This window comes from Chimaeribacter coloradensis (assembly GCF_002858715.1).
Lineage (GTDB): Bacteria > Pseudomonadota > Gammaproteobacteria > Enterobacterales > Enterobacteriaceae > Chimaeribacter > Chimaeribacter coloradensis.
Map to the genome: position 1 here is coordinate 44,635 of NZ_PJZH01000009.1, position 15,526 is coordinate 60,160.

A 15,526-nucleotide genomic window follows, 5' to 3' on the forward strand; every position below is an offset into this window, starting at 1 on the left:
GCTCAGCGCGTCAGGCGGTAGCCCTGCTCACGCCACAGGCCGGGCAGGGCGCGCATATCGCGGAACGGCGTCACCAGTGGGTGGTCAATCACCGGGTTATGCGGGTCGGCACAGTAGTAGAATACCGGGATGCCTGCCGCGATCCCGGCCTGCGCACCGGCCACGGAGTCCTCTACCAGAATGCAGCGCGCCATCGGCACATCCATCTCACGCGCCGCATGGTGCAACAGGGCCGGGTCCGGCTTCCAGCGCTGCACATCATAGCCGCTGAACAGCCGGTGGCGGTCACCGTCGGTAAAGAACGGCAGTAACCCGGTGAGGCCGAGAGAGTGCTGCATCTTGCTGACCGGCCCGTTAGACACCACGCACACCGGCACCTCAATCTGCGCCAGCAGCTCGCGCGCGCCTTCAATCGCCACCAGCTCCTGATCAAACAGCCGCGCTACCTCCTGCCGGTAACGCGCCTCCATCTCCGCGACCGGGGCGTGTAAAGGATACTGCCGCCCGACCTGCTCAATGATGTCGTAAAGCTTCACCCCTTTGTATTTCTTAAACACCTCTTCCAGGGTCAGGGTGATGCCGTAATGCGCGAACATCTGCACATAGCCGCGGCTGCACAACACTTCGCTGTCTACCAGCGTCCCGTCACAATCAAAAAAGACACACCCGGTATCACGCATTCCGTTCTCCTTTTTCCCTGCCGGTCTGGCGGGGTGAATCACACCATTATTCCGTTCGCCGCCGTAATGACAATAAAAAAGGGTTCAGTGCCGCTTATGCATTTTTTGCGCGGCGGAAACGTTATCCTGCGGGAAAAATCCGCGAAAAAAAGTGTGAGGGCTGCGTCAAAACTCCTATTTTTTGTTATAGGATAGCCCCGACCCTCCTTTTCCCTCTTCGGAAATTTGATAAATGAGCAAACCACAACCAAGCGCGGCTGATGATCACGGCCTGCTTGAGCGCGTATTCAAGCTGAAGCAGCACGGGACCACGGCACGTACTGAAGTGATTGCCGGCCTGACTACTTTCCTGACCATGGTCTATATCGTGTTTGTTAACCCGCAGATCCTCGGGGTGGCAGGCATGGATGTCCGGGCCGTGTTCGTCACCACCTGCCTGATTGCCGCGTTCGGCAGCATCTTTATGGGCCTGCTGGCCAACCTGCCGGTCGCCCTGGCCCCGGCGATGGGCCTGAACGCCTTCTTCGCCTTTGTGGTGGTCGGCGCGATGGGCATTTCATGGCAAGTGGCAATGGGTGCTATTTTCTGGGGCGCAATCGGTTTCCTGCTGCTGACCCTGTTCCGCATCCGCTACTGGATGATTGCCAACATCCCGGTCAGCCTGCGCGTGGGGATCACCAGCGGCATCGGGCTGTTTATCGGCATGATGGGGCTGAAAAATGCCGGCATCATCGTGGCGAACCCGGACACCATTGTGACCATCGGCAACCTCGCCTCCCATAACGTGCTGCTGGGCATCCTGGGCTTCTTTATCATTGCCATTCTGGCCTCGCGCAATATCCATGCGGCGGTGCTGGTGTCGATTGTGGTCACCACGCTGTGTGGCTGGGCAATTGGTGACGTGAAGTACGGCGGGATTGTGGCGCTGCCGCCGAGCATCACCTCCGTGGTGGGCCAGGTCGATCTGGCCGGGGCGCTCAATATTGGGCTGGCGGGCGTGATCTTCTCCTTTATGCTGGTGAACCTGTTTGACTCCTCCGGCACCCTGATTGGCGTCACCGACAAAGCGGGCCTGGCGGATGCCAAAGGCAAATTCCCGCGCATGAAACAGGCGCTGTTTGTGGACAGCATCAGCTCGGTGGTGGGCGCGTATGTCGGCACCTCTTCGGTCACCGCCTATATCGAAAGCTCCTCCGGCGTCTCCGTGGGCGGCCGCACTGGCCTGACGGCGGTGGTGGTCGGCATCCTGTTCCTGCTGGTGATCTTTATCTCGCCGCTGGCCGGGATGGTGCCGGCCTATGCCGCTGCCGGGGCGCTGATCTACGTCGGCGTACTGATGACCTCCAGCCTGGCGCGCGTCACCTGGGACGATTTGACCGAAGCCGTTCCGGCCTTTATCACCGCGGTGATGATGCCGTTCAGCTTCTCAATCACCGAAGGCATTGCGCTGGGCTTTATCTCCTACTGTGTGATGAAACTCGGCACCGGGCGCTGGAAAGAGATCAACCCGTGCGTGATCGTGGTTGCGCTGCTGTTTGTGCTGAAAATCGCGTTTATCGACGCCCACTAAGGGTTGCACTGACACACAAAAAGGCCGATCGTCCGATCGGCCTTTTTTATGGGCGGCGGGCGGTGATCAGCCGCTGACTTTCTGAATATACTGGCCGAACGCCGTGAGCTGGCCGCGGAGGAAATCGAGCGTGCTCTGGTCAATGACTTCGCCGAGCTGCTCATCCACTTTGTTCTGAATCACCCCACCCATAAACTCCGGTTTGTTCATCACCAGCGCATCGAGATAGACCAGAATCTGGCGCAGATGGTATTGGCAGCGCGCGCCGCCAATCGCCCCCATTGAGCTGGTCTGGATCGCCACCGGCTTCTTCGCCAGCGGCTGTTGCGGCAGGCGCGAGATCCAGTCAATCGCATTTTTCAGGCCGCCCGGCACCGAATAGTTATATTCCGGGGTCACGATGATCACGCCGTCCGCTTTCTGGATCTGCGCCGCGATCTCCTCAACCTGTGAGGGGAACCCCTCTTCCTGCTGGTGGTCGGCGTCATACACCGGGATGCCGCCAATAGAGGGCAACGCGCTGATGGTCATGCCCTCCGGGGCCAGTTTCGGCAGGGTGCGCGCCACCATCGCGTTGTATGAACCTTTGCGCAGGCTGCCGAGCAGGGTAACGATATGCAGGGGTTGAGCAGACATCCGGGACTCCTTATAAAAAGAGAAAAGGGCGGGCCGGAAAAGGCGCGCCGGAGAAGTTTCCTGATTAAGCGTAGCAGATAGCGGAAACGGCCCCGGCGACGGGATCAGCGGGTGGGCGGCAGGCTGAGCAGCTTCATAAAGTGCGAGGAGAGGGGCTGCTGGGCGTTCTCCTGAATCTGGCTGAAGCCGCGGTCGGGGTGGAAGCGCCACTGCACCATCCGCCCCAGCGTCGGGGACTGCGCGCAGGCCCAGGCAAACAGGGAGTCGCTGTCGCTGGCGACCTGCACATCGGGCAGCACGCTGGAGCGCAGCCGCCCCGAGGCCGGGTGCAGCCGCACCGTCTCCAGCCCGCTGTTACCCAGCCCGGAGAGCTTCAGGATGCTCTGGCGGATGCACCAGAGCTGGGTGGCGGCTTCCATTGGCTCATTCTGCTCCGCCACCCACGCCAGCTCGGCAGAGCTCAGGTTCTCTTTGTGCAGTTGCAGGATGCGGCTGCTGCGCGCGCGGATCACTTCCATATCCAGCCCCACTTTGCCTTCGCTGCTCAGCATCACGCCCAGCGTGTTCCCGGCGTAAGCCAGGCTGAAGTCGGGCAGGTTGGTGTCGGCAAAACAGGGGCGGCCGCTGGGCGGGGTGATCATTTTCGGCAAGAGCGGGATGCCATAAAAATAGGCCATCATTTCAGCCAGCAGCACGCGGCCATACAGGTAGCGCTGCCGCCGTTTCACTGAAAACGCCGCCGCAGCAGCCACCAGCTCGGGATTAAGCCGCCGCACGTCCGGCATGGTGTCGGACAGGGTCCATTTCGCGTAATGGCACGCCATTGTTCACTCCCTGATAATGGTTCGCACATAAATTGACGTATTTTACTAAAAATATCACCCGCCGGGTGAGGGCTGCACGGGGATGACCGGGACAGGCGGGAAAACCACCACACTTTACGCCTGACGGCTCCGGCTGGGCAGCGGCAAAGGTGACGGCGCTCGCATAATTATAATTAAAACTCACGGCTCTGCCGACCCTTTCTGCTCATCCCCTTGATTACAGTAGCTTACATGGAAAGTGAGTATTTACTATCAAAATAAAGTTGTGGGTTTACCCGCCGATATCCGTTGCACAGCTATTTGGCTTCTTGTCGGTGAGTATCGCGAACATGTTAAAAACAACGCAGGCCCGGTTTACTCTGTTAATCAGCGTGCTTTTTGCTGCGCTGCTGATTATTACGCTGATAGTGATTCAGATATTTATTGCCCCCAAACTCAAGCACAGCGAAAGCGTGCTGGTCTCCGGGAACGTCGAGCGCATCGCGACAGCGGTCAACGACCGGATGAACCGGGTCGAGACGCAGGCGCGCAGCATCACCCAGACCGCCACGCTGATGGACAGCGTCTCTATCGACGCCCTGTTGCCGGGGCTGATTGACCAGTACGGTGACACCAACGTGTTCGGCGGCGGCGTCTGGCCGCTGCCCTACATGCGCGATGCGGTGCGCGACAAGTTCAGCACCTTCTATGCCCGCGGTGAGGACGGCAAACTGCTGTTCAATGAAACCTGGAACGGCGGCGCCTCTCCCAATTACTACGACCAGCCCTGGTTCCGTGACGGCATGAAAGCCTCGCGCGGGGCGTGTGCCTGGGCAAAAGCCTATCAGGACAGCGCCAGCCCGCAGCCGCGCACCAACTGTGCGATGGCGATCTATAAAGGGGACAAGGCGTGGGGCGTCTCCACCATCGACGTGACGCTCGGCTTCTTTAATACGCTGGTGAAAGAGCAGGAGCAGGTGATTCAGGGCCGCATCCTGATTGTCGAGCAGGACGGGAAAATCGTCGGCAGCAGCGACACGGCACAGACCGGCAGCCTGAAAAACCTGGCGGACCTCCGCTCCCCGATGGCGCGGCAGGTGAAAGAGATGCTGGCGACCATCGGCGAAAAGCGCCAGGCTGAGGCGGAATTTGAGGTGGACGGCGAATCGCACACCCTGTTCCTGCGGAATATCGAACACAGCCCGTGGTTTATCGCCACTGACTTGCCGACCCGCCTGCTGGTGAAGCAGAGCAACAGCGTGCTGCTGAGCCTGGCGGCGGTGCAGGTGCCGGTGATGCTGATCCTGCTGGCGTTCCTGATCGTCACCCTGCGGCTGTTTATGCGGCGTCTGGCGGCGTTGCGCGACAATATCACCGCGCTTTCGGCAGGCGGCGCGGACTTAACCCAGCGGCTGCCGGAGAGCACCAGCCCGGAATTCAACGCCATTAATCACAGCTTCAACGGCTTCCTGGCCCACCTGCAACAGATCCTGCGGCAGGTCGGCGAAAGCAGCCTGACCATCGCCTCCGCCGCGCGCGAAATTGCCGGCGGCAATATGGATTTGTCCGCGCGCACTGAAGATCAGGCCAGCTCGATTGAAGAGACCGCCGCCTCGATGGAGCAGCTCACCAGCACCGTGAAGCAGAACGCCAACAACGCCGAACATGCCAACCAACTGGCGCGCGACGCCTCCGGCGTGGCAGAAAAAGGCAGCAGCGTGGTGAGCCAGGTGGTGGACACCATGGGGTCGATCAACCGTTCGTCGCAGAAGATTGTGGACATCATCAGCGTGATCGACAGCATCGCCTTCCAGACCAATATCCTGGCGCTGAACGCGGCGGTGGAAGCGGCGCGCGCCGGTGAACAGGGGCGCGGCTTCGCGGTGGTGGCAGCGGAAGTACGCAGCCTGGCACAGCGGTCGGCCACGTCTGCGCGTGAGATCAAGAAACTGATTGAGGACTCGGTGGCAGACATCACCCTCGGCACCGAACTGGTGGCGACGGCGGGCCACACCATGCAGGATCTGCGGCAAGGGGTGAATAATGTGGCAACGCTGATGAATGAGATCCTCTCCTCCAGCCAGGAGCAGAGCCTCGGCATTGAGCAGGTCAACCTGGCGATTAACCAGCTCGACGGTACCACCCAGCAAAACGCCGCGCTGGTGGAGCAGGTCTCCGCCGCCGCCCAGGCGATGCAAGAGCAGACGCAGCAACTCGAGAGTGTGGTGAACGGCTTTAAACTCTGACTTTCCTTATTTTCCCTCCCCGGCCGGCCTGTTTATCAGGCCGGTTTTTTATAATGAGATAAATAGTTATTGGTCTCAGTGATATTTTATATCTAATTAATAAAAGTGTTATTAGATATAAATAATGAAATTCTTATCTTTTTATTAAAATGCGCGTTTTACACCCAAATTATCGCCTTGATCAATAGATCATCAATGACGCATTTTATAAAGGGTAGGATCGTGAGACTTATCGCATTACTTCAGGTATTTTTACAATTAATTAACCCCTTATTTCTGGCCTCTCTGTTTTCCTTTTCTGCACAAGCAGAAGAACGCCCGGCGGTTTTTTCCGATCCGGCAAAAAACAGCCCAGCGGGAAAAGAGAAAACAGAGAGTACACAAGAGAGGCTGGCTACCGTGGCGGCCGAGTCCGGCGCACTGCTGCAAAGTGACTCCGCCTCAGACAGCCTGAAAAACCGGGCGATCTCTGCCTCCACGGCCGCCGCTGCGGACAGCGTTGAAGGCTGGCTTAACCAGTTCGGCACGGCGCGGGTCAAGGCCATGACCGATGAAGACTTCAGCTTTGACGGCACCGAAGCGGATGTGCTGGTGCCGCTGTATGATAATCAGCGTAACCTGCTGTTTACTCAGTTAGGCGCGCGCCGGGTTGATGACCGCAATATTATTAATATCGGCCTGGGCCACCGTTATTTCTCGGATAACTGGATGGCCGGTACCAACGTCTTTTACGACCGGCAAATTTCCGGTAATGGTCACCAGCGCCTGGGTCTCGGCGCAGAATTAGGCTGGGATTATTTTAAACTCGCCACGAATGGTTATTTCCGCTTATCTGACTGGATGGCCTCTTCCCGGTATCAGGATTATGACGAACGTGCCGCGAATGGGTTTGATATCCGTGCCGAAGGCTATTTCCCGAGCTGGCCGCATCTGGGTGCCAGCGTGATGTATGAGAAATATTATGGCGATCAGGTGGCGCTGTTTAATGAAGATGAGCGCGAGAAAGACCCTTACGCCTTTAACCTTGGGCTGAATTACACGCCTTTCCCGCTGCTGACCGTCGGCGTTAACCAGAAGTTAGGCAAAGCCGACCAGCAGGATACCCAGTTTAACCTGGCCCTGACCTATGCACCCGGGGTGGCACTGGATAAGCAGCTCGACCCGGGCCAGGTGGCGGCGCGCCGCACGCTGCGCGGCGGCCGCCTGGATCTGGTAGAGCGTAACAACAATATTGTGCTGGAGTACCGCAAAAAACAGACCCTTTCCCTGGCCCTGCCGGAGAAAGTGGAAGGCAATGAAGCGGCAGTGCTGCCGCTGGCGGTCACGGTAAAAAGCCAGCATGGGCTGGATTACATCGAGTGGCAGGATGCAGAACTGGTGCGTCAGGGTGGCGCGATTCTCACCACGGCACCGGGGCAGTATGCCATCCGCCTGCCGCACTACCAGTTCAGCGGCGTGAACAGCTACACCGTCTCCGCGGTGGCCCATGATAAAGAGGGCAACACCTCCAACAGCAGCAGCATGGTCGTGAACGTCACCGGCTTTGATCTTCAGTCAATCCGCTCTGCGACCACGTCGTCCTCCGCTGCGTTGCCGGCTGACGGCAAGTCGCAGGCGGATATTCAGGTCGCACTGACCTCGGCCGGCGGCCAGCCGGCCACCGGGCTGGCCGATCAGTTAAGCGCCATCGTGACGCCGCGCAACGCCGGCCTGAAGGCCAATGTCAGCGCGGCTCCTGCCGTAAGCCGCAGCCCGGTGCTGACCGGCTTCACCGAAGGGGCGGCCGGGGTCTATCACAGTACCTTTACCAGCGGCACCGAAGCAGGCACGGCAGAGATTCAGCCGCTGCTGATGAACGTGAAGCTGGCAAAAACCACCATCACGCAACAGAGCGTGGCGATTATTCCGGCCATTGAGGCTGTGACGGCATCCGGCATTACCGCGCTGGCGAATGACAGCGACCCGATCACCGTCACTGCCCGCGTCCTGACGCAAAACGGCACGCCGCACGCCGGGGCCACCGTGTTCTGGCAGGCTGACAATGCTGCCGCTACGCTCTCCGCCGCGCAAAGTGTCAGTGATGAAAACGGGCTGGCGACCGTCATGGTACGCAGTAAACAGGTGATCGCGACGACCGTTTCTGCCCGGCTGGAGCAGGGCGAGGCGAAAAACAGTGAGCGGCTGGCCTTTACGGCCGACAGCGCCACCGCGCTGGTGAAACAGCTGGATCTCAGTAAAACGCAGGCGGTGGCCAATAACAACGATCAGGTCGTTGTGACAGCGCAGGTCACGGATGCCACCGGCCACCCGCTGGAGAAGAGCAGCGTGAAATGGGCCGTTGATCAGGGCAGCGCGACGCTGAGCGCCGCAGAAACGGAAACCGATGCGCAGGGCAATGCCACCGTTACCCTGACTTCGGCGAAAGCCGGGCAGGTGGTGATTTCTGCCCAGACCGGCAACAGCGCCGCCGTCACCAGCGCACCTGTGACCTTTGCGGGCGACCACGCCACGGTGAAAGTTACTGCCGTGACGCCGGGCAAAACCGCCGCCGTGGCGGATGGCCAGGAGAGCATCATCTACACCGCAACCGTCACCGACAGCCAGGGTAACCCGCTGGCGGACGCTGTGGTGAACTGGCAGAGCACCCCGGCAACGGCGCAGCTTTCCGTTGCCAGTTCCACCACCAACGCCCAGGGTCAGGCGCAGGTCAGCGTCAGCGTCAGCTCAACCGTCGCCGGTAAGGTGGTAGTGACGGCCCAAACCGGGCAGAGCGCCGCGTACTACGCGCCGGAGGTGATGTTTACCGCTGACAGCCGCAGCGCGAAAGTCAGCGCACCGCAGGCCAGTAAAACCAGTGCCGTGGCCAACACCACCGATTCGGTAGTGCTGACCACCACGGTCACCGATGCCCATAACAACCCGGTACCGAACCAGCCTGTGGACTGGCAGGTCAGCCCGGCGACCGGCTCGCTCTCGTCTGCCCAGACCACCACGGACGAGCAGGGTGTGGCGCGCGTGACGCTCACCTCCGGCACTGCCGGCAGTTATCAGGTGACCGCCGCCGTGGGTTCACAGCAGGCGACCTCCGGCAGCCTCACCTTTACCGCTGATGCCCAGAGTGCGCGTCTGGCCGCCCTGAACGCGGATAAAACCACCGGCATCGCCGCCGGGAAAGATAAGGTGACGCTGCAGGCGAAAGTCACGGATGCCAACAATAACCCGCTGCGCGATGTGAAGGTTGACTGGCGCAGCGACAACAGCAGCGGCGTGTTTACCCCGGCGCAAAGCACCACGGACAGCAACGGCATCGCTACCGCCACCTTCAGCGCCTCGCTGGCGGCAGACACGCTGATTACCGCCGGCGTCAACGGCAGTGAAATGCAGCAGGCCGTGAGTATCGTGGCGGACAGCAGCACGGCCGCGCTGAAAACCGTGGTTGCGGATAAACCGCAGGCAGTGGCTGACGGGCAGGAGACGGTCATCTGGACGGCCACGGTCGTTGACGCCAACCAGAACCCGGTCAACGGGGCGACGGTAGAGTGGAACAGCAGCAGCGCGCTGGCGTTTTCGGCGGCCAGCAGCAGCACAGACAGTGACGGCATCGCCACCGTATCCGCCACCGCCACCAAAGCGGGCAGTGCCGTCGTGACGGCGAAAGTTGCCCAACAGAGCCTCAGCGCCTCTGCGGTCTCCTTTATGGGTGACGTGAAGAGTGCGGTGATCGGCACGCTGGCCGTTGATAAAACGGTGGTGCTGTCTAACAACAGCGATAAGGCCACCTACACCGCCACGGTGCTGGATGCCAACCAGAACCCGGTCGCGGATGCGGAGGTTAACTGGACCACCACCCTGAATGCGCTGGAGGCCGCCACCAGCAAGACCAACAGCCAGGGGCTGGCGACAGTCACGCTGAAAGGCAATGAAATGGGGGCGGTGACGGTGACGGCCGGTATCAACCAGAGCACGGTTGAGAATACGCAGGTGAAATTCATCAATACCCTGACGGATAGCTGGGCGATTACGGCACCATCAGGCGTTTATACATCCAGTACCATTTATGGCTACCCCAGTTTAGGCTTTGTGGTCGCGGCACCGACAGAGGGGCCAACTGAACTGATATGGGCAGCCTCGGGGGATGCAATAGTGAAAACGCCGATGAAAGATGAACAAGGTAACGAAGTGATGGTTACTTTCCGCGGCGAACGGATCACAGGGTGTACCGTCCGGCCGTTTAACGCCTCTATAGGTTGTCAGTCCGGCAGTGGAACCAGTGCCCGCTTCCGCTATAACGCAGCAGATAACCCGGATCTGCCGGCAGGTAACTACAGCGGTGTGATTCACTTTATGGGCAAAGATGCTTACACCAGCTACGCCTTTGAATTTATCCTCAACACTACGCTGGCCGTGCCGAACTAAGCCACAGCGTGATTAACCCGCCTGACGCCGGTTTGCCCCAGCGTCAGGCTTTTTTTATCCCTGCCGCTTTTCGCCATGATCAGAAAGCCGCCGGTATTTCAGGAACGCCGCGGGTTTTCAGGAAACTAAACCGCGCCGCGCCGGTATTCTCTTTTCTTAAAACAGCAATTTGTGACCCTACTCACGCCCACCTTTACTTCTTTGCCAGTGCCGGAAAAGTGCTGTCATTCACAAGAAGGTGGTGCGTGGCATTACTTTCTAGAGTGAAAGTAAGTATTTTCAAAAGGGACACATAATAACCTGACGCCAACACCTTGCGATTCTATCGTCCCCGCTGAACGTGCCGGCGTAATACCTTTTGCCACCTTGTGATCGTGACCCAATAAAAAAACATTAACTGCCTACCCCCCTGCAATCCGGGACCCTACATGTGGAGTACCAGCAATGAAAATGAAAACACTCGCAGGTTGTACACTCACCCTCGTCGCTCTGGCGCTGTCCGGTTCTGCCCTGGCGGAGGTGAAGATCGCCCTGGTGGCGAAATCCCTCGGTAACGGCTTTTTTGAAGCGGCCAACGTGGGGGCGCAGCAGGCCGCCAAAGAGATCGGCGATGTGAAAGTGATCTACACCGGCCCGACCACCACCACCGCCGAAGCGCAGATCGAAGTGCTCAACGGGCTGATCGCCCAGGGCGTGGACGCCATCGCCATCTCCGCCAACGACCCGGACGCCGTGGTGCCGGTGCTGAAAAAAGCGATGCAGCGCGGCATCAAGGTCGTCTCCTGGGATTCCGGCGTGGCGAAAGCGGGCCGCCAGATCCACCTCAACCCCTCCAATAATGCGCTGATTGGCGAAACCAACGTCAAACTGGCGGCAGATGCGCTGAAAGCGCTGAACCTGGAAAAAGGCGACGTGGCGGTACTGAGCGCCACGCCCACCTCCACCAACCAGAACGTCTGGATTGAGGAGATGAAAAAGGTGCTGCCGAAGTACCCGTCGGTGAATCTGGTAACCGTGGCCTACGGCGACGACCTGTCGGACAAGAGTTACCGTGAAACGGTGGGGCTGCTGAAGTCCTACCCTGACCTGAAAGTGATCGTCTCCCCGTCGTCGGTCGGCATCGTGGCCGCGGCGCAGGCGGTGAAAGATCAGGGCAAAATCGGCCAGGTCTATGTCACCGGGCTGGGGTTGCCGTCTGAAATGGCGGGGGCAGTGAAATCGGGCGCGTCAAAGAGCTTCGCCATCTGGAACCCGATCGACCTCGGCTATGCCGCCACCTATTTAGCGGACGATCTGGTGAAAGGCACCGCCACCAAAACCGAGGCCAGCATGGGCAAACTCGGCAAAGTGAAGCTGGACGCTGACGGCAGCGGTGCCATGGCGGAACCTTTCGTCTACGACGCCGCTAACATCGATAAATTCTCCAAAATCTTCTGATGACGCAACCGGCGGCCGGCGCAGATGCCGCCGCCCTTTTTGCTTTTTGGCTGGGGATGTTAACCATGACAATCGCCACACCGCTGCTGTCGCTTAAGGGGATCACCAAAACCTTCCCCGGCGTGCGCGCGCTTGAAAACGTACAACTGGATCTCTGGCCCGGCAAAGTCACGGCGCTCATTGGTGAAAACGGGGCCGGGAAATCCACGCTGGTGAAAGTGATGACGGGCATTTATCAGCCCGATGAGGGTGAACTGCTCTACAAAGCGATTCCGATTACCCTGCCGACGCCCGAGGCGGCGCACAAAGTCGGCATCACCGCCATCCACCAGGAAACCGTGCTGTTTGATGAGCTTACGGTGACGGAAAACATTTTTGTCGGCCACTACCGCTACCGCGGCCTGTTCAAAAAACTCGACTGGCCCGCCATGCACCAGCAGGCGCGCGAAATCCTCACCCGCCTGGAAGTGCAGATTGACCCGCGCGTGACGCTGAAAACCCTGAGCATCGCCCAGCGGCATATGGTGGCGATTGCGCGGGCACTGTCGTTTGATGCGCAGGTGGTGATCCTGGATGAGCCGACCGCCGCGCTGTCACAGCATGAGATCGTCGAGTTTTATCAGATCGTCGAACGGCTGAAACGCGAAGGGAAAGCCATTCTGTTTATTTCGCATAAATTCGATGAGATTTTCGCGATTTCCGACCACTACACCATCCTGCGGGACGGCGTGTACATCAGCTCCGGCGAGATCAGCGACATCACCGAAAACCGCATGGTCACCATGATGGTTGGGCGTGAAATCACCCACGCTTACCCAAAAATCCATACCGAACCGGGCGAGACGGTGCTGGAGGTGAAAAACCTCTGCCACCCCACCGAATTCGCCCATATCAACTTCTCCCTGCGCAAAGGGGAGATCCTCGGCTTTTACGGGCTGGTCGGGGCGGGGCGTACTGAACTGATGCAGGCGCTCTCCGGCGTAACGCAGCCCTCCCAGGGCGAGATCCGGCTTAACGGCCAAGTGCGGCATTTCCACCAGCCCGCGGATGCCATCAACGCCGGGATTGTCTGTGTGCCGGAAGAGCGCCAGAAACAGGGGGCAATCATCCAGTTGCCGATCAGCCAGAACATCAGCCTGCCGCAGCTGAGCCGCCTGAACCCGAACGGCATCCTGAATGATGCCCGCGAATGGCAGCTCGCCGACGACTACGCCAGACGGCTCCAGGTTAAGGCGTTCAGCTGGAAACAGCCGGTGGAGACGCTCTCCGGCGGCAACCAGCAGAAGGTGGTGATCGGCAAATGGCTGGCGACCCAGCCTACGGTCATCATCCTCGATGAGCCGACCAAGGGCATCGATATCGGCTCCAAAGCGGCAGTACACCAGTTTATGTCGGAGCTGGTGGGGCAGGGGCTGGCGGTGATTATGGTGTCATCGGAGCTGCCGGAAGTGATGGGCATGGCGGATCGCATCATCGTCATGCACGAAGGGCTGATGGTGGCGGAGTTCCGCGCCGGGGAAGCCAGTGCGGAAAGGATTGTCAGCGCCGCCAGCGGCGCGGGCGAGGAGGCAGCATAAATGTGGCAAGCATTGCTGAAACACCGTGAAGCCCTGCTCGGCGGGGTGATTCTGCTGATGGTGCTGGCGATTGGCAGCCGGGTACCCTCTTTCCTGCGGCCGGGCAACCTGGTGGAGATCTTTAACGACACCTCTATCTTGATCATCCTGGCGCTGGGCCAGATGATGGTGCTGCTGACCAAAGGCATCGATTTGTCGATGGCGGCCAACCTGGCGCTGACCGGCATGATCGTGGCGCTGCTTAACTTCCACCATCCGGAAATCCCGGTCGGTGTGCTGCTGGTCATCGCCACACTGCTGGGACTGGTGATGGGGATGATCAACGGGCTGCTGGTGTGGAAGCTCGGCATCCCGGCGATTGTGGTGACGCTCGGCACCATGAGCATCTACCGCGGCATTATCTTCCTGCTCTCCAACGGCGGCTGGATCAACGCGCACCAGATGAGCAGCGACTTCCTCGGCCTGCCGCGCACCCCCCTGCTGGGCATGCCGGTGCTGAGCTGGTGCGCCGTGGCCGCGCTGCTGCTGGTGGGCTACTTCCTGCTCTACAGCCGCACCGGGCGCGCGATGTACACCGCCGGCGGCAACGCCACCGCGGCTTACTACACCGGCATCAACGCTGGGAAGATGCAGTTCATCAGCTTCAGCCTCTCCGGCGCGCTGGCCGGGTTCTGCGGCTACCTCTGGATCTCCCGCTTTGCGGTGGCCTACGTGGATGTGGCGAACGGGTTTGAGCTGCAAATCGTCGCCGCCTGCGTGATTGGCGGCATCAGTACCATGGGCGGCATCGGCCGCGTCTGGGGCTGCCTGATGGGCGCGCTGTTCCTGGGCGTGATCAATAACGCGCTGCCGGTGATTGGTATCTCGCCGTTCTGGCAGATGGCGATTTCCGGCGCGGTGATTGTCGTCGCGGTGCTGCTGAATGAGCGGGGCAATAAACGTAAAGGGCGGCTAATCCTGCGTGATGTGGCTCTCTCCAGACAACAAGAAGGGATGAAACCATGAACAAGACGCTGATTTCCGATCGCGCTGCGCCGGCCGTTTCACCGCCTTCCCGCATGAAGCGCCTGTTATGCTGGGAGAGTTTCCTGCTTGCGGTGACGCTGGCGGTTTTCCTGGCGAACGCGCTGGCCTCGCCCTACTTCCTGAACATCTGGAACCTGTCGGACGCCACCTTTAACTTCACTGAAAAAGCGATCATCGTGCTGCCGATGGCGATGCTGATTATCGCCCGGGAGATCGACCTGTCGGTGGCCTCAACCATTGCCCTAAGCTCAACGGTGATGGGCTTCTGCGCGCAGGCAGGCGTAGGCACGGCGGGGCTGGTGGGCATCGGGCTGGGGGTGGGGCTGCTGTGCGGGTTGATCAACGGCCTGCTGGTGACGCGCTTCAACCTCTCGTCCATCGTGATTACCATCGGCACCATGAGCCTCTACCGCGGGATCGCCTACATCCTGCTGGGTGACCAGGCGCTGAACGCCTATCCGCCGGAGTTTGCCTGGTTCGGCCAGGGTTACGTCTGGGAGGCGCTCTCTTTTGAGTTCGCGCTGTTTATTGTGTTGGCTATCGCGTTCGCCTTCCTGTTGCATAAAACCAACTTTGGCCGCCGCACTTACGCCATCGGCAATAACCCGACCGGTGCCTGGTATTCCGGCATCAACGTCAAACGCCATAACCTGATCCTGTTTGTGCTGGTAGGCGTGATGGCCGGGCTGGCCGCCGTGCTGCTGACCTCGCGCCTCGGCAGCACGCGGCCGACCATCGCCGTGGGCTGGGAGCTGAGCGTGGTAACGATGGCCGTGCTGGGCGGCGTGAATATCCTGGGCGGCTCCGGCAGTATGCCGGGCGTGATCATCGCCGCCTTCCTGATGGGGCTGGTAACCTTCGGCCTGAGCCTGCTGAACGTGCCGGGCATCGTGATGTCGATTATCGTCGGCCTGATGCTGATCACGGTAATCACCCTGCCGATACTCACCCGGCGGGTAATGCAGCGGCGGCGGGGCAACGCCGCCTGACAGGCTGCCCGGCAAAAAATAAAAAAGCCCGCATTAACCTTGGTTAATGCGGGCTTTTTACTGCCTGGCAGCGCGCGATGCAGAAACTGGAAAATCGAGCTAACTCGTTAATCTATCAGCGATACGTTGCCTTGAAAACATGGCTA

10 protein-coding genes are annotated in these 15,526 nt (G+C 59.8%); 7 read left to right on the forward strand and 3 right to left on the reverse strand.

Features of this window, described 5'->3' with window-relative positions; genetic code table 11:
* Nucleotides 1-2 precede the first annotated feature (2 nt).
* Nucleotides 3-680 carry a 6-phosphogluconate phosphatase gene (gene yieH / locus CYR32_RS10855; protein ID WP_101824419.1) on the reverse strand — a complete coding sequence of 226 codons (678 nt, stop codon included), beginning with the start codon at nt 678-680 and terminating at the stop codon, nt 3-5.
* A 232-nt stretch (nt 681-912) separates the two neighbouring features.
* Here yieH and CYR32_RS10860 point away from each other — a divergent pair, with 232 nt between their 5' ends.
* Complete coding sequence (locus tag CYR32_RS10860) at nt 913-2,250, forward strand: NCS2 family permease (protein WP_101824420.1); 1,338 nt, start codon at nt 913-915, stop codon at nt 2,248-2,250.
* A 66-nt stretch (nt 2,251-2,316) separates the two neighbouring features.
* Here the strand turns inward: CYR32_RS10860 and CYR32_RS10865 are convergent, their stop codons facing one another.
* Both CYR32_RS10865 and CYR32_RS10870 read right to left on the reverse strand, forming a co-directional pair.
* Nucleotides 2,317-2,886, reverse strand: a complete 570-nt coding sequence (locus tag CYR32_RS10865) for an NADPH-dependent FMN reductase (protein ID WP_101824421.1) — start codon at nt 2,884-2,886, stop codon at nt 2,317-2,319.
* A 104-nt stretch (nt 2,887-2,990) separates the two neighbouring features.
* Nucleotides 2,991-3,710 (reverse strand): 4'-phosphopantetheinyl transferase family protein, encoded by a 720-nt coding sequence (locus CYR32_RS10870; RefSeq protein ID WP_101824422.1) that lies wholly within the window; start codon nt 3,708-3,710, stop codon nt 2,991-2,993.
* A gap of 329 nt (nt 3,711-4,039) precedes the next feature.
* Here CYR32_RS10870 and CYR32_RS10875 point away from each other — a divergent pair, with 329 nt between their 5' ends.
* From CYR32_RS10875 to CYR32_RS10900, 6 genes are all read left to right on the forward strand, one after another.
* Nucleotides 4,040-5,935, forward strand: coding sequence for a methyl-accepting chemotaxis protein (locus CYR32_RS10875; protein WP_101824423.1), 1,896 nt, complete (start codon nt 4,040-4,042; stop codon nt 5,933-5,935).
* Between the two features lie 399 nt (nt 5,936-6,334).
* Nucleotides 6,335-10,351, forward strand: a complete 4,017-nt coding sequence (locus CYR32_RS10880) for an Ig-like domain-containing protein (RefSeq protein WP_165698225.1) — start codon at nt 6,335-6,337, stop codon at nt 10,349-10,351.
* Between the two features lie 450 nt (nt 10,352-10,801).
* Nucleotides 10,802-11,788: a rhamnose ABC transporter substrate-binding protein gene (gene rhaS / locus CYR32_RS10885; RefSeq protein WP_165698229.1), complete on the forward strand. Its 987-nt coding sequence runs from the start codon at nt 10,802-10,804 to the stop codon at nt 11,786-11,788.
* 65 nt (nt 11,789-11,853) lie between these two features.
* On the forward strand, nt 11,854-13,365 hold the full coding sequence (locus CYR32_RS10890) for a sugar ABC transporter ATP-binding protein (protein WP_101824494.1): 1,512 nt from the start codon (nt 11,854-11,856) through the stop codon (nt 13,363-13,365).
* On the forward strand, nt 13,366-14,370 hold the full coding sequence (locus tag CYR32_RS10895; protein WP_101824426.1) for an ABC transporter permease: 1,005 nt from the start codon (nt 13,366-13,368) through the stop codon (nt 14,368-14,370). It begins immediately after the preceding gene.
* Nucleotides 14,367-15,380, forward strand: coding sequence for an ABC transporter permease (locus tag CYR32_RS10900; RefSeq protein ID WP_101824427.1), 1,014 nt, complete (start codon nt 14,367-14,369; stop codon nt 15,378-15,380). Before CYR32_RS10895 ends, CYR32_RS10900 begins: the two co-directional genes overlap by 4 nt.
* Nucleotides 15,381-15,526 lie beyond the last annotated feature (146 nt).

Coding starts and splice junctions, on each gene's coding strand:
- CYR32_RS10895 (WP_101824426.1), top strand. CDS start 13,366: ATGTGGCAAGCATTGCTGAAACACCGTGAAGCCCTGCTCGGCGGGGTG.
- CYR32_RS10865 (WP_101824421.1), bottom strand. CDS start 2,886: ATGTCTGCTCAACCCCTGCATATCGTTACCCTGCTCGGCAGCCTGCGC.
- yieH (WP_101824419.1), bottom strand. CDS start 680: ATGCGTGATACCGGGTGTGTCTTTTTTGATTGTGACGGGACGCTGGTA.
- CYR32_RS10900 (WP_101824427.1), top strand. CDS start 14,367: ATGAACAAGACGCTGATTTCCGATCGCGCTGCGCCGGCCGTTTCACCG.
- CYR32_RS10860 (WP_101824420.1), top strand. CDS start 913: ATGAGCAAACCACAACCAAGCGCGGCTGATGATCACGGCCTGCTTGAG.
- CYR32_RS10890 (WP_101824494.1), top strand. CDS start 11,854: ATGACAATCGCCACACCGCTGCTGTCGCTTAAGGGGATCACCAAAACC.
- rhaS (WP_165698229.1), top strand. CDS start 10,802: ATGAAAACACTCGCAGGTTGTACACTCACCCTCGTCGCTCTGGCGCTG.
- CYR32_RS10870 (WP_101824422.1), bottom strand. CDS start 3,710: ATGGCGTGCCATTACGCGAAATGGACCCTGTCCGACACCATGCCGGAC.
- CYR32_RS10875 (WP_101824423.1), top strand. CDS start 4,040: ATGTTAAAAACAACGCAGGCCCGGTTTACTCTGTTAATCAGCGTGCTT.